The sequence below is a fragment of the Faecalicatena contorta genome (assembly GCF_001404335.1).
Lineage (GTDB): Bacteria > Bacillota > Clostridia > Lachnospirales > Lachnospiraceae > Faecalicatena > Faecalicatena contortus_B.
This window is the reverse complement of sequence record NZ_CYZU01000006.1, coordinates 72,515-94,366: the sequence shown is the minus strand read 5'-3', so window position 1 is coordinate 94,366 and position 21,852 is coordinate 72,515. Positions and strand designations below refer to the sequence as shown.

Annotated in this window: 19 protein-coding genes and 2 pseudogenes; 19 read left to right on the top strand and 2 right to left on the bottom strand. The window is 46.7% G+C overall.

What is annotated here, in order from left to right; translation table 11 throughout:
- The 10 genes from ARB69_RS04710 (at position 1) to srtB (ending at position 8,718) form a co-directional block, all read left to right on the top strand.
- A complete protein-coding gene (locus ARB69_RS04710; protein WP_055151496.1) occupies positions 1–864 on the top strand; it encodes a hypothetical protein in 864 nt (287 codons plus the stop codon).
- 15 nt (positions 865–879) lie between these two features.
- Positions 880–1,077, top strand: a complete 198-nt coding sequence (locus ARB69_RS04705) for a hypothetical protein (protein WP_002607873.1) — start codon at positions 880–882, stop codon at positions 1,075–1,077.
- Entirely contained in the window at positions 1,064–2,857 is a 1,794-nt protein-coding gene (locus tag ARB69_RS04700; protein WP_055151449.1) for a VirD4-like conjugal transfer protein, CD1115 family, read from the top strand. The genes ARB69_RS04705 and ARB69_RS04700 overlap by 14 nt, the downstream gene beginning before the upstream one ends.
- Positions 2,858–2,871: 14 nt before the next feature.
- Entirely contained in the window at positions 2,872–3,225 is a 354-nt protein-coding gene (locus tag ARB69_RS04695) for a hypothetical protein (protein ID WP_003433223.1), read from the top strand.
- A 67-nt stretch (positions 3,226–3,292) separates the two neighbouring features.
- Entirely contained in the window at positions 3,293–3,898 is a 606-nt protein-coding gene (locus tag ARB69_RS04690) for an MT-A70 family methyltransferase (RefSeq protein ID WP_003433225.1), read from the top strand.
- Positions 3,891–4,727, top strand: a complete 837-nt coding sequence (locus ARB69_RS04685) for a hypothetical protein (RefSeq protein WP_003433227.1) — start codon at positions 3,891–3,893, stop codon at positions 4,725–4,727. The genes ARB69_RS04690 and ARB69_RS04685 overlap by 8 nt, the downstream gene beginning before the upstream one ends.
- A gap of 14 nt (positions 4,728–4,741) precedes the next feature.
- A complete protein-coding gene (locus tag ARB69_RS04680; protein WP_032512173.1) occupies positions 4,742–5,182 on the top strand; it encodes a PrgI family protein in 441 nt (146 codons plus the stop codon).
- Entirely contained in the window at positions 5,179–7,512 is a 2,334-nt protein-coding gene (locus ARB69_RS04675) for a VirB4-like conjugal transfer ATPase, CD1110 family (protein WP_055151447.1), read from the top strand. Before ARB69_RS04680 ends, ARB69_RS04675 begins: the two co-directional genes overlap by 4 nt.
- Positions 7,513–7,525: 13 nt before the next feature.
- A complete protein-coding gene (locus ARB69_RS04670; protein WP_003433231.1) occupies positions 7,526–7,930 on the top strand; it encodes a DUF6075 family protein in 405 nt (134 codons plus the stop codon).
- Positions 7,931–7,944: 14 nt separating this feature from the next.
- Complete coding sequence (gene srtB / locus ARB69_RS04665) at positions 7,945–8,718, top strand: class B sortase (protein ID WP_003433232.1); 774 nt, start codon at positions 7,945–7,947, stop codon at positions 8,716–8,718.
- Between the two features lie 129 nt (positions 8,719–8,847).
- Here the strand turns inward: srtB and ARB69_RS04660 are convergent, their stop codons facing one another.
- Positions 8,848–10,149 (bottom strand): IS110 family transposase, encoded by a 1,302-nt coding sequence (locus ARB69_RS04660; RefSeq protein ID WP_055151443.1) that lies wholly within the window; start codon positions 10,147–10,149, stop codon positions 8,848–8,850.
- A gap of 425 nt (positions 10,150–10,574) precedes the next feature.
- Here ARB69_RS04660 and ARB69_RS04655 point away from each other — a divergent pair, with 425 nt between their 5' ends.
- A complete protein-coding gene (locus ARB69_RS04655) occupies positions 10,575–12,338 on the top strand; it encodes a lysozyme family protein (RefSeq protein WP_003433233.1) in 1,764 nt (587 codons plus the stop codon).
- 29 nt (positions 12,339–12,367) lie between these two features.
- On the opposite strand, the gene ARB69_RS04650 is transcribed toward ARB69_RS04655, so the two are convergent.
- Positions 12,368–12,727 carry a helix-turn-helix transcriptional regulator gene (locus ARB69_RS04650; RefSeq protein WP_032512174.1) on the bottom strand — a complete coding sequence of 120 codons (360 nt, stop codon included), beginning with the start codon at positions 12,725–12,727 and terminating at the stop codon, positions 12,368–12,370.
- 171 nt (positions 12,728–12,898) lie between these two features.
- On the opposite strand from ARB69_RS04650, the pseudogene ARB69_RS04645 reads away from it, so the two are divergent.
- The 8 genes and pseudogenes from ARB69_RS04645 to ARB69_RS04610 all read left to right on the top strand — a co-directional run.
- Positions 12,899–13,372 (top strand): annotated as a pseudogene (locus tag ARB69_RS04645) (ATP-binding cassette domain-containing protein); the annotation flags it as partial.
- A 14-nt stretch (positions 13,373–13,386) separates the two neighbouring features.
- Positions 13,387–15,123 (top strand): ABC transporter ATP-binding protein, encoded by a 1,737-nt coding sequence (locus ARB69_RS04640; RefSeq protein WP_003433237.1) that lies wholly within the window; start codon positions 13,387–13,389, stop codon positions 15,121–15,123.
- Between the two features lie 11 nt (positions 15,124–15,134).
- A pseudogene (locus tag ARB69_RS26605) lies at positions 15,135–15,555 on the top strand (metal-dependent transcriptional regulator).
- A 400-nt stretch (positions 15,556–15,955) separates the two neighbouring features.
- Positions 15,956–16,384 carry an ECF-type sigma factor gene (locus tag ARB69_RS04630; RefSeq protein WP_055151440.1) on the top strand — a complete coding sequence of 143 codons (429 nt, stop codon included), beginning with the start codon at positions 15,956–15,958 and terminating at the stop codon, positions 16,382–16,384.
- A 228-nt stretch (positions 16,385–16,612) separates the two neighbouring features.
- Positions 16,613–17,236: a TetR/AcrR family transcriptional regulator gene (locus ARB69_RS04625; RefSeq protein WP_055151437.1), complete on the top strand. Its 624-nt coding sequence runs from the start codon at positions 16,613–16,615 to the stop codon at positions 17,234–17,236.
- 111 nt (positions 17,237–17,347) lie between these two features.
- Positions 17,348–19,120, top strand: a complete 1,773-nt coding sequence (locus tag ARB69_RS04620) for an ABC transporter ATP-binding protein (RefSeq protein WP_055151434.1) — start codon at positions 17,348–17,350, stop codon at positions 19,118–19,120.
- A 1-nt stretch (position 19,121) separates the two neighbouring features.
- Complete coding sequence (locus ARB69_RS04615) at positions 19,122–20,855, top strand: ABC transporter ATP-binding protein (RefSeq protein ID WP_055151431.1); 1,734 nt, start codon at positions 19,122–19,124, stop codon at positions 20,853–20,855.
- 23 nt (positions 20,856–20,878) lie between these two features.
- Entirely contained in the window at positions 20,879–21,685 is an 807-nt protein-coding gene (locus ARB69_RS04610) for a class I SAM-dependent methyltransferase (RefSeq protein WP_044986622.1), read from the top strand.
- The last annotated feature ends 167 nt before the right edge of the window (positions 21,686–21,852 follow it).

The following is a 21,852-nucleotide window of genomic DNA, read 5'->3' as shown; positions in this document are numbered from 1 at the left end:
ATGAGTATTTATGATGTATTTAACGGCGGCAGTAAACCGTTTGATAAAGCGGAATGGGCTGCCCAGAAGCAGGCACAGCGAAAGGAAGCCTATGAGCTGATTGACAGTACCTGTGCGGAAATGATGACAAACGGCGACAGCTTCCGCCAGTACCTGGATGTGCAGAGCCGTTTTGACCGATACTCGGTTGCCAATGCCATTTTGGTATCTGCCCAGAAACCCGATGCAGTGCAGCTGAAAGATTACAGCACATGGAAGCAGAATCGGATCTATGTCAACAAGGATGCACACAAGATTGTGATTCTCGAACCGGGTAAGGAGTATACCCGTGAGGATGGTTCAAAGGCAGTCGGCTATAATGCAAAGATTGTTTATGACATTTCTGAAACCTCTGCGGCAGGAAAAGTACAGGCACCAGATGCGAAAACCATGCGGGAGCTTGTTTCTGCCCTGATTGATGCAAGCCCGGTTCCCTTTGTTCCGGTTGACGATCTGGAAATGCCTGCCTACTACGATAGTAAGCAGCAGACGATTTTTATTAAGACCGGTCTTTCCGAAGAACAGCTTTTTGTGAGCATGGCAAAGGAAGTTTCTGCAGCGGTCTTTGACTTCAAACACAATGAAAGCCGTGATGCTTCCGATTTCAAATCCTTCTGTGTCGCCTATATGGTCAGTGAACGCTATGGCGTAGATACCAGAGGGTTCAGTTTCGACCGGCTTCCGGGAGAATTTTCGGAAATGGATACGCAGGTGTTCAAAGGCGAACTTAACTCCATGCGTGATGTTCTGGGAGAAATCCAGAGCGACATGTTTAAGAGCCTGGAAAAGAACAGACCGCCTAAGAACAAGGAGCAGGAACGCTAATCGGAGGTAGAGCCTATGAAAGAAGAACGATACCATATCGCACTGGATAAGTACGACAGAAATATCGTGATCAATGCCTTAAATACCTTGCGGACACGGCAGATACAGGAGGAACGCCCCACCGAGCCTGTGGATGAACTGATCGACAAGGTAGCCAATGCCCCGACAAAGAAAGTCAGGGTGATTCCCTGTAAGTGTCATGAGGAACGATAACAGCCGGAAAACGAGCATCATCCTTTCTGTCTGCGGGATTGTTCCTGTCGTATGGTTTGCTCTGCTGACAGCACCCTATGTCAGTGGAGGCATGGTAGAGATCGTCAACGGATTACCCGTGGCAATGAGCCACCCTTTTGCAATCAGGATGTGTGAGGACAGCTTAAAAACTGTCCTTCTTTTTTTGCTTGCTTATGCAATGGGAATCGGCATTTATTTCTCTACCCGCAGGAACTACCGCAGACGGGAGGAGCATGGCTCGGCAAAATGGGGCAACACCGGGGCTTTGAATAAAAAGTACCGGGATAAAGATCCGTCCGCAAATAAGCTGCTGACACAGAATGTCCGTATTGGCCTGGATGGCAGAAAACACCGCAGAAACCTGAACATTTTAGTATGCGGCGGTTCCGGCGCAGGAAAAACAAGATTTTTCTGTAAGCCCAATGCCATGCAGTGCAATACCTCTTTCGTGATCCTCGATCCGAAAGGAGAAATTGTCCGTGACATTGGCGGCCTGTTCGAAAAGAAAGGCTATGAAGTGCGTGTCCTTGATCTGATCAATATGCACCGAAGCCATTGTTACAATCCTTTTGTTTATCTTAGGAATGACAACGATGTGCAAAGACTGGTGACTAATCTATTTAAAGCAACCACTCCCAAAGGCGCACAGTCACAAGATCCCTTCTGGGATACAGCGGCCAGTATGCTGCTTCTGGCACTGGTGTTCTATCTGAAATACGAAGCACCGCCCGAAGAGCAGAACTTCCCAATGGTCATGGAGCTTTTACGGGCTGGTGAAGTCCGGGAAGATGATGACAGTTATGTCAGTCCTCTGGATGAACTGTTTGACCGGCTGGAACTGGATAACCCGGAGCATATCGCCCTGAAGTATTACAGGGATTATCACTCCGGTTCGGCTAAGACCTTAAAGAGCATTCAGATCACCCTTGCCGCAAGGCTTGAAAAATTCAATCTGGAGAGCCTTGCCGGTTTGACAGCTACGGATGAGCTTGACCTGCCCTCTTTGGGCGAAAAGAAAGTTGCTTTGTTCGCTCTGATACCAGACAACGATACGAGCTTTAACTTCCTTGTCAGTATCCTTTATACGCAGCTTTTCCAGCAACTCTTCTATCTTGCCGACCACAAGTACGGCGGCAGCCTGCCTGTCCACTGCCATTTCATCATGGACGAGTTTGCCAACGTGAGCCTGCCGGATGATTTTGACAAGATCCTTTCTGTGATGCGCTCCCGTGGCGTATCCGTCAGCATCATTCTTCAGAATCTGGCACAGCTGAAAGCACTCTTTGAAAAGCAATGGGAAAGCATTGTGGGAAACTGCGATGAATTTTTGTATCTGGGCGGCAACGAACAAAGTACCCACAAATATGTGTCCGAGCTTTTAGGTAAGGAAACCATTGACACGAACACCTATGGAAAAAGCTCCGGGCGCAGCGGAAACTATTCGACCAACTATCAGATTTCAGGACGTGAACTGATGACCCCGGATGAGGTGCGTATGCTGGATAACCGTTATGCACTGCTGTTTATCCGTGGGGAGCGTCCGGTTATGGATCTGAAGTACGACATCCTGAAGCACCCGAATGTGAAGCTGACGGTGGATGGCGGCCAGCCGCCGTATATCCACGGAGAGCCGACCCAGGCTGTCGCTACGCTCGTGTTTGACAGTGAAATTCCAGAAAATGCCGTAAGCATTGCATCTGTCAACACAACTTATGAACTTCTGTCCGATGAGGATTTGGAAGAAATGTTTAACATCTAAAGGAGGATTTATCTATGAAATTTTTTAGCAAGAAGGATACCCAGAAGAAAGAAACCGTGAAGCTGCCGATGAGCAGAAAGACCAAAAGAGCGTTGATGGCGTATGCAGGTGCAGTGCTCTGTATGACCTGTTTTACCACAACGGCATTTGCCGCCAACGATCCCATTACCGTAGTCAACAACCTCTCCGACTTTATTTTCGGACTGGTCAGGGCTGTGGGTATGATCATGCTCGGCTTTGGTATCGTACAGATCGGCCTTTCTCTGAAATCTCATGATCCGTCCCAGAGAGCGAATGGATTCCTGACTCTTGCGGGCGGCGTAGTCATTACCTTTGCAAAGGAGATCCTTACCCTGATCACAGGCTAAGATAACGGACGAAACAAGACAATGGGAGCAGATCTGCTGCGGCAGAAATGCTCCCACTGTCTGTTTTATGACAAGAAAGGAGGTTGAATTTATCGAGAATATAAAAAAATATGGCATCATCTACGCCGATCCACCGTGGCGCTACAACCAGAAAAATCTTTCTGGAGCAGCAGAACATCATTACCGCACCATGAGCATCGAAGAAATCTGTAAGTTGAAAGTGGCAGAAGTGGCCGATCAACATTGTGTCCTGTTTTTATGGGCGACATTTCCTCAATTACCCGAAGCCTTAAAGGTAATAAAAGCATGGGGCTTTCAATATAAAACAGTTGCATTTGTTTGGCTAAAACAGAACAAAAGTGGAAAAGGATGGTTCTTCGGTCTTGGATTTTGGACAAGAGGAAATGCGGAAATCTGCCTGTTCGCCACAAAAGGAAAACCTCGCAGACAATCAAAACGTACTCATCAGTTTATCATCAGCCCTTTGCGTGATCATAGTCAGAAACCGGATGAAGTCCGAGAGAAAATCGTTGAGCTGATGGGCGACCTGCCGCGATTGGAATTGTTTGCCCGCCAAAAAACAGATGGTTGGGATGTGTGGGGCAACGAAGTTGTAAGTGATGTTGAAATCAGCAGTTATGCAGAGAAAACAGGAGGTGGTTTATGTGTCTGATAACTGGGTCGTACAAAATCTTGAAAATGCCCTGAATACATGGAATGAAAAGTTAGCCGAGATATGGCAGCTTATTACCCAGTCACCGGAGCAGTTCAAAGGCGGTACGATATGGTCTGTTATCCTGAATATCCACGGCGCACTACAGGCAATCGGGCTTGCCCTGCTGGTGCTGTTCTTTGTCGTTGGTGTCATGCGTACCTGCGGCAATTTTGCAGAAGTCAAAAAGCCGGAACATGCTTTAAAGCTGTTTATCCGTTTCGCCCTTGCAAAAGGAGTCGTCACCTATGGTTTAGAGTTGATGATGGCTCTCTTTAATATCATTCAGGGTGTGGTTTCCACGATCATGAATGCCGCTGGGTTTGGCTCTGCCACACAAACGGTACTGCCACAGGAAATCGTTACAGCCGTTGAGGACTGTGGCTTTTTTGAGAGTATCCCCCTCTGGGCAGTCACATTGATCGGCGGTCTGTTTATTACGATACTGTCGTTCATTATGATTATGTCTGTCTATGGCAGATTTTTTAAACTGTATCTCTATACGGCGATTGCTCCCATCCCTCTTTCCACTTTTGCAGGGGAACCGAGTCAGAGTGTTGGCAAGAGCTTCATCAAAAGTTATGCCGCTGTCTGCCTGGAAGGAGCGATCATTGTGCTTGCCTGCATCATCTTTTCCCTGTTTGCAGCGGCTCCACCGGCAGTCAACCCGGATGCGGCAGCGGTATCTATGGTATGGAGCTACATCGGGGAACTGGTATTCAATATGCTCGTCTTAGTCGGTGCGATCAAAATGGCTGACCGTGTTGTACGGGAAATGATGGGCTTATAAAGGAGGTATCCATTTTGGAAGTAAAGATCAATAAAGAAATCCGTAACTATACGGAAAGTATGTTTTTCGGACTGTCGTTAAGGCAGTTCATTTTTTCTGTCCTTGCCTGCGGCGTTGCGGTAGGCTTGTATTTTCTTCTCCGCCCATACTTTGGCATGGAAACCCTTAGCTGGGTATGTATTTTAGGGGCATTCCCCTTTGCGGCGATGGGCTTTATCAAATATAACGGTATGACCGCAGAACAGTTTGTCTGGGCATGGTTTAAATCCGAATTTCTGATGCCCAAGAAACTGATGTTCCGTCCAGACAATCTTTATTACGAAGCCATGAAGTCCAGCATCGAGGCCAGAGAAAAAGGACTTCCCGTTGTTCCCAAAAAACAGAGACGAAAAGAGCCAAAGGAGCAAAAACAGAATAAGAAGAAAGCGAAAAAGAATAAAGGAGGTGCAGCATGATCAAGACCCTGAGAACCCTGTTCAAGCAGGATAAGGAAAAATTCGTCGTGCCTAAGTCGGTACAGAATGTCATTCCCATTTATACCATCTGGGAAGATGGCATTTTCCTTGTCGGCAGGAACAAATATGCAAAGACCTTTAAATTTGAGGACATCAATTATGCCGTGGCCAGCCGTGAGGACAAGGAAGCCATGTTTTTGGAATACTCCGAACTGCTCAATGCTTTTGACAGCGGCGCTACCACAAAGCTCACCATCAATAACCGCCGTCTGAACCGGGTGGATTTTGAGCAGACCATCCTGATCCCCATGGCAGAGGACGGTCTGGATAAGTACCGTAAGGAGTACAACAAGATGCTGCTGGATAAGGCAACCGGAGCAAACTCTATCGTGCAGGACAAATATGTGACTATTTCTGTGTGCAAAAAGAATATCGAAGAAGCACGGAACTATTTTGCCCGTGTGGGTGCCGACCTTGTCACTCATTTTTCCCGCCTGGGCGCACGATGCGTGGAACTGGAAGCGGAAGAAAAACTCCGTATCTTCCACGACTTCTACCGTACCGGCGAAGAAACCGCTTTTACCTTCGATATGGTACAGAGTATGCGCAAAGGCCATGATTTCAAAGACTTTATCTGCCCGGACACCTTTGAGTTTGAAAAGGACTGCTTCCGTATGGGAGATCGATACGGGCGTGTGATCTTCCTTAGAGAATACGCTGCTTATATCAAAGACAGCATGGTAGCGGAGCTTTGTGAGCTGAATCGAAATATGATGCTGTCGATTGACGTTGTCCCGGTTCCCGCGGATGAAGCTGTGCGGGAAGTGGAAAACCGACTGCTCGGTGTTGAAACCAATATTACGAACTGGCAGAGAAAACAGAATCAGAATAATAACTTCTCCGCAGTTGTCCCGTATGACCTTGAGCAGCAGCGCAAGGAAAGTAAGGAATTTCTGGACGACCTGACAACCCGTGACCAGCGGATGATGTTTGCGGTGCTGACAATGGTGCATACCGCTGAAACCAAAGAGCAGCTGGACAGCGATACGGAAGCCCTGCTGACCGCTGCCAGAAAGCATTTGTGTCAGTTTGCGGTGCTGAAATATCAGCAGATGGACGGACTGAACACGGCGCTGCCGTTTGGTGTGCGTAAGATCGATGCCCTGCGCACGCTGACAACGGAGAGCCTTGCCGTATTTATCCCGTTCAGGGTGCAGGAGATCTACCACAAGGACGGTGTATATTACGGGCAGAATGTGATCAGCAAGAACATGATTATTGCCAACCGCCGCCACCTGCTCAACGGAAACTCCTTTATTCTCGGTGTGTCTGGTGCAGGTAAATCCTTTACGGCAAAAGAAGAAATGACCAATATCATCCTCACAGATCCCAATGCGGATGTTATTATTATCGACCCTGAGCGAGAATATTCTCCACTGGTAAAAGCCATGCAGGGCGAAGTAATCCACATTTCTGCGACCAGTGAAAACCACATCAATGCAATGGATATGAACTCCGATTACGGTGACGGCGCAAACCCGGTCATTCTGAAATCGGAGTTTATTTTGTCTCTCTGTGAACAGCTCATTGGCGGTGCAAGTCTGGGGGCAAAACAGAAATCCATTATCGACCGCTGTACGGCCAGTGTTTACCGCCACTATCAGCAGGGAAATTATCAGGGTGTCCCGCCTACTTTACAGGACTTCCGTGAAGAACTGCTCAAACAGAATGAGCCGGAGGCGCAGGAAATCGCTCTTGCCATTGAGCTGTTTACCGATGGCAGCCTGAACACCTTTGCCAAGAACACCAATGTGGATACCCACAGCCGTCTGATCTGCTATGACATTCTGGATCTGGGCAAACAGTTGCAGCCGATCGGTATGCTGGTTGTCCTGGACAGTATTCTAAACCGCATTACGCAGAACAGAGCCAAGGGCAGGAACACGTTCATTTTCATTGATGAAATCTATCTGCTGTTCCAGCATGAATACTCGGCAAACTTCCTCTTTACCCTCTGGAAGCGTGTGCGTAAATATGGTGCATACTGTACCGGTATCACACAGAATGTGGACGATCTTTTGCAGAGCCATACCGCAAGGACAATGCTTGCCAACTCTGAATTTATCATCATGCTCAATCAGGCGTCTACGGACAGGATTGAGCTTGCCAAGCTTTTGAACATCTCTGACCTTCAGATGGGCTATATCACCAATGTAGGCGCAGGCCAGGGACTTTTAAAGGTAGGCAGTTCCCTTGTACCGTTTGTCAACAAATTCCCGCATAATACGGAACTGTATAAACTGATGACGACCAAGTTTGGAGAGGTTTAAGAAAGGAGAAGTTATGTCAGAGATACGCTTTAACGGAACAGCCCACAGAGATTTTTTCCTTGAAAACATGAACAAGTGCAGAGTCAACGACTGCTATCACCGGGCATTTTTCTATGTCATGGGGATTGCTTCAGAAACCAGGGCAAATATCAACCAGATGTTTGACTTTAAAAATGACTGTATTAACCCGGATGGGATGCATGGCGGATGGCAGACCAGCGGAACTGTTAGGGTCTGCCGCCTTGCCTTTAACCTCTGGAACGGTTACACCGATATGGACAGCCCCCAGTCTTTTACACCGGAAGATCTGTTCTGCTGTGAATTTGCCCCCTACTTCATGGAGGGCATCAAGGTCAGGTATCCCGAATATTGCAGGGATCTTCCTGCACCCAGAAAACAAAATGAACGGTTACGATAAGAAAGGAGAAGCCCATGAAAAAGTATCAATCTATAATCTGCCTGGTTGCCGCCGTGTGCCTTTTAGGTACGGCGGCTTTTTCTATTTATCACATCTATGATCACTATGAACAGCTGGACGAACAGACGGAAGTATTTGACGAGATTGCGGAAGTGGTGGCACAGGCTCCCGATGAAGAACCTGTTCCTGATGATGTCCCCGTCAGCGAAGGCCAAGATGTCCTGTCCAAGTACAAGGAGCTGTATTTGCAGAATGAAGATATGGTAGGCTGGATTTCCATTTCCGGCACGTCTATTAACTACCCTGTTATGCAGACGAAGGATGAACCGAATTACTATCTCAAACACAACTTTGAAAAGCAGTACAGTGATTTAGGTACTCCGTATATTCAGGAAAACTGTGATCTGCTTACCAGTGATAATCTCATCATTTACGGGCATCACATCAGTGGAAACCGCATGTTTGGAGCTTTGGAGGATTATAAATCCAAGAGCTTTTATGAGGAACACAAAACCATTCAGTTTGATACCCTGACAGAGCAGGCAGAGTATGAGATCGTTGCTGTATTTAAGACGGTCGCTTACAGCTCCAGCGGTTATCGCTATTATGATTTTGTGAATGCGGAGAATGAGGAAGAATTTAATGCCTATATCGAAACGTGTAAAGAGCTTGCCCTGTATGATACGGGTGTCACTGCTGACTATGGTGACAGGCTGATTACCCTTTCTACCTGTGAGTATTCGGCTACAAATGGAAGGCTTGTCGTGGTAGCAAAAAAGACTGCATGAGGAAAGTACAGCTTCTAAGAAAGCATTCTGGTGATATGTCAAGAACTTTTTGAAGAAGATTTTGATATGTTTTTCAGAAAAAAGGGTAACTTTAACAGACCTTCGGTATATTTTACGTATAACCGAATGTCAGTTCGACTCAATATTATATTCGGTGTCCAGCTTTTCGCCGGTGTACAGTTGGTTTTTGACCAGCAATCCAAAAACGAGTCGTACTAATTTACGAGATGTAAGCGCGAGTGCTCTTTTGTGCTGATGTTTGGTTACCTCAGCATATTTTCTGGCATAGAAATCAGCATATTCAGGGATGTGCTTCCTGACGCTGTTTGCCGCTTCGCCAAGATAGCAGCGAAGATAGGGATTTCCGGCTTTCGACATTTTGTTGTCCTCAGAAGTGAAATCTCCGGAATCACCCTTAGGCCAGTAAAGGCCGGCATATTTGGCAAGGGCATCGGATGAATGGAACACGGTTATATCGCCTATTTCTGATAGAATTCCGGATGCCCATATCGGACCTATTCCAGGTATGGATTGAAGGATGAGCAGGGCGTTAGGGTTCATTCCGTTGATGCATTTCTCAATCGCCTGCTCGATCAGCTTGATTTCTTTCTGATAGGCGTGGATGCAGTTAAACGAGCTTGCCAGTGATATGCTCAGTGGTTCATACATGCACTTGTCTAACCGGTAGGAATCCCTGGCTGCCTTGCGCAGGAGTTCCGAAGTTTTTGATAGGTCAGAGATGCGGTTCCTGCTCTTCCCCGCAAGGAAGGTAAGCAGCTCCTCTTCTGGCATATCGATAATCTCCTGTGGAGACAAAAATTCCGTCAGGACAGCTGAGGACGTGGCCCCATAGAGACTGCCAAAAGGCTTGTCATCACCTTCAAGGAGCTGAAGTTCACTGAACTTCAGATAAAGATTAGAAACCATATAAGTCTTCTCCCTGGTGATGCACTCAGAAAGGTGCATACGGTGCCTTGTAAGGCGTTTAAGGGCTATGAACTGCCCGCCGCGCCATGGCTCCAGTTTTTTCGTACGGCCTACCCTGCCAAAGTCTGCGATGAGATATGCATCTGTGGGATCGGTCTTTTCCATTCCGATATAGGACTTTCGGTAATTCGAAGTGGCCTTTGGGTTTACACAGAAGACGTAAGGCTTGTAGGGCATGAGAACCTCACTGGTCGATAGGAAGTTTGAAATATGCACGCTGTATACATAAGTAAATTCCAGCACGATAAGAACCGTATCCAGGTTTTTATGCTTCTGCATGCATTCGGCAATCATATTTACAAGCTGATCGGCGCCTGGCTGGTTATTGCCAAACGACGATGAGATGTATTTGTTTTCCTCAAAGTCCATGGCATAGACGGCATTGGTCTTTGAGCTTACATCAATACCTACAAACAAGGTGGACATATAGTTGAGCTTTAACATGATATCACCTCCATTCCGATGTGGATTTGTGAAGCCTGAAGCAAAAGGTTTATCCTGTGCCGCATACGGTGACCGAACCCTCGCGCAATGAGCATGCACCCAGTCAGCCTTTTTTGCTGGGGCTAACGGCTGGGGATGAAAATTCTGTGTCAGCGGAATGTGCCGTATGTGCCAGGCTGAATGCTTTCAAAGCAGTCTCGGACGAAGCCGGCTGAAAGGAGGAGAAGCAGTGCCTTCGGACATCAGACTCTACCTGATATCATACCACAGGATCTACCTATATTGAAATGTAACTATCAACTGTATAGATGGGAATCGGGATGAGGGGAGTACCTCTTAGATATCCTTACCATTTATACCCAAAAAAGAATAAGTCTGTAAGCGGTTTTTCTTGCTTACAAACTTATTATACGAGGAGGGCTTCTATGGCAGATATTAAAACCAGAGATGCAGTCAAAGGCACGATTAAGACCATAGATAAAGCCGCCGTTGCTTCAGAGCGTATGAAAGCTGCCTATGCAAAGACAAAGGAGAAAGCGGAAGAAGGATATTACGCCAATGAAGGCTCTGCTACGGAATATGCTGCGGATAAGATCTCCTATGCTTCTGACCGGGTAAAGGATGAAGGTATCCACCAGTTCAATAAGCAAGGGCAAAAAGGCGTTAAGACCACCAAAGAAACTGTCGTTAAGGCAAAGGACAAAATGGCTGATTTTAAGCAGAAGCGGGCTGTCAAAGCTGCTGAGCAGAGGTCAGCAAGGAATGTGTCTGGACAGAACGGCTTGCAGATCCATCGTGGAACTGCAGGCCGTTCTCCTGTTTCGGATGCTTCTGTCCAGACCATAAAAACAGCAACAGATACCAAAAGAACGATTAAGCAGTCTGCCAGAAGCGCAGGAAAAACTGTTAAGACAGTGGCAAAAGGCTCTGTAAAAACAACCGAAAGAAGCGTAAAAACAGCACAGGTGACTTCCAAAGCGGCCATTAAGACCACACAGCAGGCTACCAAAACCGCACAGGCAGCGGCAAAGGCTTCTGCCAAAACCGCACAGAAAGCAGCGCAGGCGGCAAGAGCATCCGCAAAGGCATCTGCAGCGGCGGCTAAAACAACCGTCAAAGCCACCATAGCGGCTGTCAAAGCGATCATTGCAGGAACAAAAGCATTGATAGCAGCGATTGTTGCAGGCGGCTGGATCGCAATAGTGATTATTTTGATCGTGGTATTGCTTGGTTGTGCGATCTCCCTGTTTGGCGGCGGCAGTGAAAGCACTTCTTATACTCCGGTCAGTGCCGAGGTAGAAGCTTATGAACCGCTGATCCAGAAATATGCAAAGCAGCATGGGATTCCTGAATATGTGGAGCTTATCAAGGCGGTCATGATGCAGGAGTCTGGAGGACAGGGAAACGATCCCATGCAGGCATCGGAATGTGGGTATAACACACAGTACCCAAATACACCGAATGGCATTACAGACCCGGAATATTCCATCAATGTCGGTATCCAGAATTTAGCTGCTTGTCTGAATGCCGCACAAGTGGAAAATCCCGTGGACATGGATCGGATCAAACTGGCCCTGCAGGGATATAACTTCGGAAATGGCTATATCACATGGGCGCAGACCAATTACGGCGGCTACACTTATGCCAATGCGGTTGAGTTTTCCACAATGCAGGCAGAGCGATTGGGATGGGACAGCTATGGTGATACCCAGTATGTTTCTCATGTACTGCGCTATTATCCTTTCGGGCGGGCATTTACCAGTGGCGGTAATCAGGCAATCGTGGAAGTTGCCCTGACGCAGCTTGGCAATGAGGGCGGACAGCCCTACTGGTCATGGTATGGTTTCAGCAGCCGGGAAGAATGGTGTGCCTGCTTTGTTTCATGGTGTGCAGAGCAGTGCGGTTATATCGAAGGTGGCTTTATCCCGAAGTTTGCAGGATGCGTCAGCGGTGCAAACTGGTTCAAAGAACGGAACCAATGGCAGGACAGAAACTATGAGCCTACTGCGGGGGACATTATTTTCTTCGATTGGGAAGGCGATGGTTCAACCGACCATGTAGGTATTGTAGAGAAATGCGAAAACGGAGTTGTCTACACCGTAGAAGGAAATTCCGGCGATGCGGTAAAACAAAGACAATATACGGTTGGAAGCAGCTCCATCTATGGATATGGTGTTCCAGCCTACTAAAAATCAGCAAAAGAAAACCAGAGGATTTTTTATTCCTCTGGCTCTTTTGCCATACATAACCCGTTCACAGTTGCTTCTATGACGGACAGTTCTCTATCGTTGAGTTTGTCGAGCTGTGCGTCTAAACGTCTGCGGACGGAACTTTTCTTCACTTCTTTTTTAGGAAATACGTATTCATCAACAGACACATCGAACATGGTAATCAGCTGAATAAACAGCTCAATACTTGGGTGTTGTCCCTCGTTCTCAATGGACTGAATGTGTCGTGGAGCATATCCAATAATCCCGGCAAGTTGCTCCCTGGTCATTCCTCTGGCTTCACGGGCTTTTTTGATTGCCTGTCCAATGGGCATAAAATCAAAGTCAAAATCGTTGTTTCTTTCGTCCATAAGCTCACCACCTTGTAGCAATATAATGTTACTTTTCTATTGTACAGAGGTCATAGTTCTTATGAAACGATGTGAAATTTCCTGTAATAAGAGATTTTATATCTTATATATAGAGATATAATTTCAGATTTCCTATTTGCATTATTTTTTGGAAAACAATATGACTCGTGATTCAAACAGCATAAACGTGAGAATATCCGCATGGGAAGACCCAGCGCCACAGACGCGGAGGTGGAACAGGCCGCCGAACAAAGTGGTTGCGACGCCTTTATCCGCAGGCTGGACAATGGCTATGATACGGTTGTCGGCAGCGCCGGTTCCCACCTTTCCGGCGGGGAGCGCCAGCGTATTGCCATCGCCCGTGCCATGCTGAAAAATGCACCGGTTGTCATTTTGGACGAGGCAACTGCCTACATCGACCCCGAAAATGAGGCACTGGTACAGAAAGCCATTTCCGCTTTGACTGTCGGCAAGACCCTGATTGTGATTGCACACCGGCTGTCTACCATTGTTGGAGCGGACAACATCGTTGTGGTGAAGGATGGAACCGTCCACGCACAGGGTACGCATAAGAAACTGCTGGAAACCTGCCCCCTCTACCGGGATATGTGGCAGGCGCATATTGGTGCGAAAGATCAGATGTAAGGGGGTGTTGTCAGATGTACGGAACATTGAAAAAAATTTTTGCTTTTGCAGGTAGCAAAAAGGGGCTACTGAAAAAGTCTCTGTTGTTTGCGTTCCTGTCCGGGCTGTTTTCAGCCATGCAGTTTGCTGCCCTCTTTGTGGTAATTGGCGCGCTGGTATCTGACAACCGGGACGGAAAGTTTATCTGGATTTCGCTGGGGATTATGGCTGTTTCCCTCATTGGGCATATCATCACGCTCTATTTCTCCACGATGGAGCAAACGGAAACCGGCTATTGCATGGTGGTGGAAAAGCGTATCCACATCGGGGATCGGCTGCGCTATATCCCGATGGGCTACTTCAACAAGAATAGCATCGGGAATATTACCGCTATTGTTACAACAACTTTGGGCGATGTAGAGAACTCGGCAGCCCGTGTCCTGGTGTCAGTGCTGGGCGGATTTTTCAACTCAGTGGCTCTTGTCATCGTCCTACTGATATTCGACTGGCGGATTGGTCTTATGGCCGCTGCCGGTGTCCTGATTTACCTTGCGGCGGCGGAACTGGCACTTCGCAAATCTGTCACGCTCAGCGGGGTACGCCAGCACACACAGGAGTCCCTTGTGGAGTCCGTGTTGGAGTACATTCAAGGAATGGGGATTGTCAAAGCATTTGGGCTGGAACAGGATAGCACGCAGTCTATCGGCAGTGCAATCCATGCAAGCTGCCGGGACAATCTGAAATTAACAAAAGCCAGTGTCCCCTATGACGCTATCAAACAGGCCGTTGTCCGAGTGTTCAGCGTCTTGCTGCTTTTGTCCTCGGTCTGGTTCTGGTTGGACGGCTCCCTGCCGTTGGCCTACGGTCTGATTTTGGTGATTGCTTCTTTCATGGTGTTCAACGACTTGGAGAATGCCGGGAACATGGCTTCTCTGCTCCAAATGCTGGCGGCCTCAATGGATACGGCAAATTCCATTGACGATACGCCGGTGATGGACGAGAAGGGCACGGACATTACGCCGAAGTCCAGCGAGATCGTGTTTGACAAGGTGGATTTTTCGTATGCAGACCGCAAGATACTGGATCAGGTCAGCTTTACCATTCCCGAAAAAACGACTACGGCTATTATTGGCCCTTCCGGGGCAGGTAAGACAACGATGTGCAACTTGATTGCCCGTTTTTGGGATGTGAACGCCGGAAAGATTACCATAGGCGGCACAGATGTACGGGATTTCAAACTGGACGGTCTGATGAAGAATATCTCGATGGTGTTCCAGAGCGTGTACCTGTTTGCAGATACGATTGAAAATAATATCAAGTTTGGCTGCCCGGACGCCACCCATGAGCAGGTGGTTGAAGCGGCAAAAAAGGCTTGCTGCCATGACTTTATTTCTGCTCTGCCGGAGGGTTATGATACTGTGATCGGCGAGGGCGGCGGCACTTTGTCTGGTGGTGAAAAGCAGCGCATCTCCATCGCCCGCGCCATGCTGAAAAATGCGCCTATCATTATTTTGGACGAGGCAACTAGCAGCGTTGACCCGGAGAATGAGGACGAATTGCAGCGGGCTATCGAGGCACTGACTCATGACAAGACCATTATTATGATTGCCCATCGCCTGAAAACCGTTCGCAGCGCTGATCAAATCCTCGTGTTAAACAATGCTCACATTGTCCAGAGCGGCACTCATGCGGAGCTGATCCAGCAGAAGGGCTTGTATGCCGACTTTGTGACGGCCAGACAGGAGGCCATCGGCTGGAAACTGGTGCAGTAAAGGAGGTAGCGATGAAACTTCATGCGTCCGGGGAGGACTATCTGGAAACCATCCTTGTTCTCCATAAGAAACTTGGCATGGTGCGCTCCGTAGATGTTGCCCGGCACATGGGAGTGTCAAAACCGAGTGTTTGTGTGGCGGTCAACACTCTGAAAGACGGCGGCTTTGCTCACAATGGATGAAGATCACTTTCTCCATTTGACCGATGTAGGCCGCAAGGTTGCTGAAAAGATTTATGAACGTCATTGCTTTTTTACGGAACAGCTTATCGCGGCAGGTGTTGATCCTGAAACTGCAGAAGTTGATGCCTGCCGGATAGAACATGTGATCAGTAATGAAAGTTTTGAACGTTTGAAAGAGGCCGCCTTTAGAAATCAGGAAAACGAGATTTCTGCCCTGTCAAAAGAGATAAAGGATAAGCCCACCGAATAAAAAAAACGGTGTTTCGGTGGGCGGATTCATCATGCCTGATTACACATCTTCCCTCTGAACCCGTTTTGGGTTTGGAGGGATTTTTTATGTGCTGGTCTGCTTCAGCCGCCCCGCTGCTTATCCAAAGCAGCAACTACCTACATAATTTCATACAGGAATGAGGATAGCCTCTCAAAAAAATCTTCTGCTGTTGGTGGCACTCTCACGCCCCTAATGTAGAAGTTTTAGCTCTACAACGTAGTTCTCATTTTTCTCACTGCCGCAAAGGTTTAACAGCCTTTGCGGTTTTTTGTTTGTCGATATTTGTCGGGAAAAAGGACAAGCCTTCTTCCGGTATCGGCTGTCGTTCTCCGCCCTTTCCAATCTGAGTGTTCAAACAAATCAGATTGGAGGTAAGAAAATGGCATATAACCATGGAAAAGCAGAGCGCAAATGGAAGCTCTGGAAAGAGAAAGAAGAAAAGATTTTAAGAGACAGCGGTGTTTCTGAAGATATAATTGAAGCAATCCGTTTCTATGACCGTCAGGCATTTAATTCAGATAGACGCTATTATGAGCGTGTGCAGGAAACAGGTACATATCTGGATACCGTAGCAGCATCCACAGATCAGCCGGAACCGAAAACAGTACAGGACTTCTTAGATTATATTGAGAATCAGGAATTGTATCATATACTGATCACAGTGGACAGGCTTACCCTGCAGATCGTTCTGATGAAGATCCAGGGGTATAGCACCCATGAAATCGCCAGGCATCTAAAGATTACCGAAAAGGCGGTTTACAGACGTATGGACAGGCTGAAAGAAAAAGTGAAGAAGATCTTTGAATAATTCATTATAATCACAAAGCAGGGTGTGAGAACAAACTCCGCCCTGCTTATCATTTATTAGAAAAAATAAAACTGTTATCAAAACCAGTATTTAAAAATTTTATCAGTAATAAAGTGCAGAATGATGTTTGGATTGCTATTTTTATGCAACTATTTCTTGTTGCTCTTGACAAAACCTTTTTTAGAGATTAAAATTATAACAGTGTTATATAGCACTGTTATATAGGAGGTGTGCAAAATAAACGGAAATGGAACGACTTTAGAAAATATCCATCGGGCAGCGAAAGCAGAATTTTTAGAAAAAGGATATAAAGACGCTTCCCTGCGGAATATTGTGAAATCCGTGGGAATGACTACCGGAGCCTTTTACGGATATTACAAAAGCAAAGAAGAACTTTTTGAAGCCATCGTTGGTGAACATTATGAATATATTCGTAACCGTTTTATAAAGGCACAGCAGGAGTTCGCCGAACTACCAGCTGCCCAGCAGCCGGAAGTCATGAGTGATATTTCGGGAATCTGCATGTACGATATTCTCTATTATGCGTACGAACATTTAGAGGAATGTAAACTGATCCTCTGCTGTTCGGAAGGGACAAAATTTGCCGGGCTAATTGATGAAATGGTGGAGATTGAGGTAGATGGGACGCATGCCTATCAGGATGTCTTAAGGCAGCTTGGACGGCCCTCTCCGCATATCGATCCTTCGCTGGAGCATATTCTGATCACCGGAATGTTTCATACTTTTTTTGAATTGATCATCCACGAAATGCCGCTAAAAGATGCCGAAAACTACGTTAGAGAAATGCGCGCCTTTTATACAGCAGGATGGATGAAAATTATGGGGCAGTAATGCCTTATAATTTTTGTTCGACAGTTAGCTACAGCTAACCTAAATTCGGATATTGTAAGAACATAGACGTGTTCTCTTTATCATAAACACAAAGAAAAGGAGGAATTTTTTTTGAAAAAACAATCCAATTTATCACGCCTGCTGGAAATTGCAGGCAGCCATAAGTACCTGACCTATGCTTCCTGGGTGCTTTCTGCAATCAGTGCCCTGATTGCTCTGGTACCCTTCTATTACATCTGGAAAATGATCAAGGAAGTATTGGAGGTGGCACCGAATTTTGGCCAGGCACAGAACCTGACCGGTAATGGCTGGATGGCAGTATTGTTTGCGGTTATAGCGGTGCTTGTCTACATAGCAGGGCTGATGTGTTCCCATTTAGGGGCATTTCGTATCGCCACAAACCTGCGTATCCAGACCATGAAACATATTGTCAGACTTCCCTTAGGTTTTGCCGAAAGTTTTGGCAGCGGAAAACTGCGCAAGATCGTCAACGAATCCAGCGCAGCCACTGAAACCTATCTCGCTCATCAGCTTCCCGACAGAGCCAATGCCATTGCAACCCCCTGTGGTCTTTTGGTGCTGTTGTTTGCATTTGACTGGAGACTGGGACTGTTGAGCCTTGTTCCGGTTGTGCTGGGATTTCTGATCATGATGACAATGACCGGAAAGCAGATGCAGGAAAAGATGAAAGAATACCAGAATGCGCTGGATGATATGTCCAACGAAGCGGTAGAGTATGTCCGTGGGATTCCGGTGGTAAAAACCTTTGGCCAGACGATCTTTTCCTTTAAGAAGTTTAAAGACTCCATTGACCGGTATAAAGTATGGGTGATTGCTTATACCAAGCAGCTTCGGACACCGATGATGTTCTATACAGCTGCGATCAACGGAGTTTTTGCCACACTGATCGCCGGAGGACTGTTGCTTACACAAGACGGTGTGACTTCCGGTTTCTTACTGGATCTCATTTTCTATATCATTATTACGCCGGTTATTTCTGTCACACTGACACGCATTATGTTCCAAAGTGAAAACGCCATGATCGTAGACGACGCTTTACAGAGAATTGACAGCGTTTTGAATTTGAAGCCTCTGGAGGAAACGAAACATCCAAAGCATCCTCAAAACGCTTCCGTGGAACTGAAATCGGTTCATTTCAGCTATGATGGAGAAAAAGAAGTATTAAAAGATATTTCACTGACCATTCCTGCAGGGCAGACGGTAGCTTTTGTAGGCCCGTCCGGCGGTGGTAAGACAACCCTTGCCAACCTGATTTCCCGATTCTTTGATCCCCAGAGCGGAATGGTAAAAATCGGTGGTGTTAATGTGAAAGACATCCCAAAAGAGGAACTCATGAATACGGTGTCTTTCGTATTTCAGAACAGCCGTCTCATCAAGGCGTCCATTCTGGAAAATGTGCGTATGGGAAAACCGGAAGCTACCCGTGAGGAAGTTCTGACTGCCCTTCATCACGCGCAATGCGATGATATTCTGGAAAAACTCCCACAGGGTGTGGATACGGTCATCGGTACAAAGGGGGTCTATCTTTCCGGTGGAGAGCAGCAACGAATTGCCATTGCCCGTGTGATGCTGAAAAATGCGCCGATTATTATTCTGGATGAAGCCACTGCCTTTGCTGACCCGGATAACGAAAGCCGTGTACAGGCTGCTTTCTCAAAACTTTCCGAGGGAAAGACAGTGATTATGATTGCCCACAGGCTTTCTACCGTAACAAATGTGGATCAGATTTTTGTCATTCAGGACGGACAGGTTGCCGAGTGCGGGAACAGTCGTGAATTGCTTGCAAAAGACGGCATTTTCAGCCGTATGTGGAAAAATTACCAGACTTCCGTGCAATGGAAGGTAACAAAGGAGGTGCAGTGATATGATCAAAAAACTGCAGAAAAAATATGCCCTGTCTGAACAGGGAGCAAAAGACCTGATCAAAGGCTGCCTGGCCTGTGTCCTTCAGAATCTGTCTTTTATGTTTCCGGTGGGACTTTTATATTACCTGGTTAGCGATCTGATGAACGGGGGTGTTCCCGGTGGGAAAATTCCATTTTATGTGGCAGGCTGCGTGGTGTGTATCGGCTTGATTCTGCTGACCACTTTCTTTCAATACAATGCGACCTATTTTGCCACTTACAAAGAAAGCGGTATCCGCCGCATTACCCTGGCAGAGCATCTGCGCAAAATCCCCCTTTCCTTTTTCGGGAAAAAGGATTTAGCCGATCTTACCAGTACCATTATGGCGGATTGCACCTTCCTGGAGCAGAGTTTTTCGCATTTTATCCCTGAGCTTGCGGGTTCGATCATTTCTACAGTTCTGATTTCTGTCGGTCTGCTCTTTACGGACTGGAGAATGGCACTGGCTGCCTTATGGGTTCTGCCGGTTGCCTTTGCGATTGTGGGATTTTCCGCAAAGATTCAGGAAAATCTGAATCAGAAAGCCATGGATGTAAAGATGGCCTGCGCAGACGGAATACAGGAGTGTATTGAAACGGTACGTGACCTGAAAGCAAATAATGCGGAGCAGGCATATTTAAAAGGGCTGGAAAAGAAGATCCGTGCTGTGGAGCATCGTTCCATCCTCAATGAATTTGGTCTTGCTGCTTTTGTGGTTTCCGCGTCACTGGTGCTGAAGCTTGGTATTGCAACGGTTGCGCTGGTGGGAGCTGTTCTACTCATGCAAGGAAGCCTCTCCGTGCTTACATTCTTTATGTTCCTTCTGGTAGTATCCCGTTTATATGACCCTCTGCAGGGCGCGCTCCAGAATCTTGCGGCAGTCATCAGTACACGAACCAACATTGCCCGAATGAATGAGATTCTCGATCATCCAATCCAGCAAGGCAGTGACAGGCTTTCCAATCAGGGGTATGATATTGTCTTTGACCATGTTGGGTTTGCCTACAATACCGGAGAAACGGTATTGAAAGATGTTTCCTTTACGGCAAAACAGGGAGAGGTTACGGCTTTGGTCGGCCCATCTGGCGGCGGGAAAACAACCGTATCCCGGCTGGCTGCAAGATTCTGGGATATTAACAGAGGAAAGATTACCGTGGGAGGTATGGATGTATCCCGAATAGACCCGGAAACACTGCTTTCTCTGTATTCCATCGTATTCCAGGATGTCACACTGTTTGACAATACGATTCTGGAGAATATCCGAATCGGAAACAAAGACGCCACAGATGAACAGGTCATTGCGGCTGCGAAACTTGCCAATGTGGATGAATTTGCCAAAAAACTGCCGGATGGATGGCATACCAATATCGGAGAAAATGGCTGTGAACTATCCGGCGGAGAGCGTCAGCGTATCTCTATTGCCCGTGCATTTCTGAAAAATGCGCCGATCATTCTTTTGGATGAAGCGACTGCTTCCCTGGATGTGGAAAATGAAACTCTGATACAGACAGCCCTTTCCCGTCTGATCGCAGATAAAACCGTTCTGGTTATCGCCCACAGAATGCGTACCGTAGCCGGAGCGGATAAGATCGTTGTCCTTTCTGATGGCACCGTGGCAGAAGAAGGATCACCAAAGGATCTGGAAGAAAAGAATGGTGTATATGCCCATATGGTAAAACTGCAGACAGAAAGTCAGAACTGGAAACTTTCGTAAAGAGGCAAAAAGGAGGACTGGTTATGCAAAAATTAGGCGTTTTGGAGGATACCTTGTTTATCCCTATGCTGGGCAGAATCTATGCCAGTGAGCATTGCCCGCAAATTTTATATGATAAAAAAGCATTGGAATTGAAAAAGAAGCTGCCTTCAGGCTTGATCGAACAGAATATGCAGAACCAGTATACCCTCTTGGCCTCTGCTTCCCGGTCTGCCAATATGGATCGGATTATTCGGTCTTTTCTGGAACGCAGACCGGACGGTGTGATTGTTCAGCTGGGCTGTGGTCTGGAAACAACCTATCACCGATGTGATAACGGAAAGGCACACTGGTATGCCGTGGATCTGCCTCATGTGATCGAATACCGGCGAGATCTTCTTCCCGAACCGAAGCGGGAATTTTATATTTCCGGGGATGCCTTTGTGAAGGACTGGATCAAAAAAGTTCGCAATGATGTACTTGATGCTCCTATTCTCGTTACTGCAAGCGGGTTATTTCATTATTTTGAGGAACATAAGGTCATTGCCCTTCTGCGTATGATTGGGCAATTTGGAAATATGGAAGTTGTTTTTGATACGGTGAACAAAAGAGGCATGACCATGATGAAGAAAAAATATATGAAACAGGTCGGCCATGCCGATGCACAGATGTTCTTTTATGTGGATTCAGCGGAAGAACTGGCAGCAAAGATCGGGGGTAATGTGAAGGTGATTGCGGAGGAACCATACTATCGTTATATTCCTAAAAACGACTTAAAGCTATCCACAAAGGTCAGTATGGCAGTTTCTGATCAATTCAAGATGGTGAAGATGATACAGTTGAAATTATAGATACTTTTGCGCGGAAAAGAAAAGAGGTGAAATCTTGTTATGACATATAATAATTGTTACCTCAATCAACTCTACAGTGATTTGCTTTTCAATGAATTAGAGCGAGGATGTATTACTCAAATAAAAATTAAGCACGGGGTGATTTTTTCTAATTGGTAATGAAACTA

Bases quoted from the DNA above. Each gene is read 5' to 3' on its own strand.
- ARB69_RS04655 (WP_003433233.1), top strand. From the start codon at position 10,575: ATGGCAGATATTAAAACCAGAGATGCAGTCAAAGGCACGATTAAGACC.
- srtB (WP_003433232.1), top strand. From the start codon at position 7,945: ATGAAAAAGTATCAATCTATAATCTGCCTGGTTGCCGCCGTGTGCCTT.
- ARB69_RS04695 (WP_003433223.1), top strand. From the start codon at position 2,872: ATGAAATTTTTTAGCAAGAAGGATACCCAGAAGAAAGAAACCGTGAAG.
- ARB69_RS04660 (WP_055151443.1), bottom strand. From the start codon at position 10,149: ATGTTAAAGCTCAACTATATGTCCACCTTGTTTGTAGGTATTGATGTA.
- ARB69_RS04705 (WP_002607873.1), top strand. From the start codon at position 880: ATGAAAGAAGAACGATACCATATCGCACTGGATAAGTACGACAGAAAT.
- ARB69_RS04650 (WP_032512174.1), bottom strand. From the start codon at position 12,727: ATGGACGAAAGAAACAACGATTTTGACTTTGATTTTATGCCCATTGGA.
- ARB69_RS04615 (WP_055151431.1), top strand. From the start codon at position 19,122: ATGATCAAAAAACTGCAGAAAAAATATGCCCTGTCTGAACAGGGAGCA.
- ARB69_RS04630 (WP_055151440.1), top strand. From the start codon at position 15,956: ATGGCATATAACCATGGAAAAGCAGAGCGCAAATGGAAGCTCTGGAAA.
- ARB69_RS04610 (WP_044986622.1), top strand. From the start codon at position 20,879: ATGCAAAAATTAGGCGTTTTGGAGGATACCTTGTTTATCCCTATGCTG.
- ARB69_RS04700 (WP_055151449.1), top strand. From the start codon at position 1,064: ATGAGGAACGATAACAGCCGGAAAACGAGCATCATCCTTTCTGTCTGC.
- ARB69_RS04690 (WP_003433225.1), top strand. From the start codon at position 3,293: ATGACAAGAAAGGAGGTTGAATTTATCGAGAATATAAAAAAATATGGC.
- ARB69_RS04710 (WP_055151496.1), top strand. From the start codon at position 1: ATGAGTATTTATGATGTATTTAACGGCGGCAGTAAACCGTTTGATAAA.
- ARB69_RS04670 (WP_003433231.1), top strand. From the start codon at position 7,526: ATGTCAGAGATACGCTTTAACGGAACAGCCCACAGAGATTTTTTCCTT.
- ARB69_RS04675 (WP_055151447.1), top strand. From the start codon at position 5,179: ATGATCAAGACCCTGAGAACCCTGTTCAAGCAGGATAAGGAAAAATTC.
- ARB69_RS04640 (WP_003433237.1), top strand. From the start codon at position 13,387: ATGTACGGAACATTGAAAAAAATTTTTGCTTTTGCAGGTAGCAAAAAG.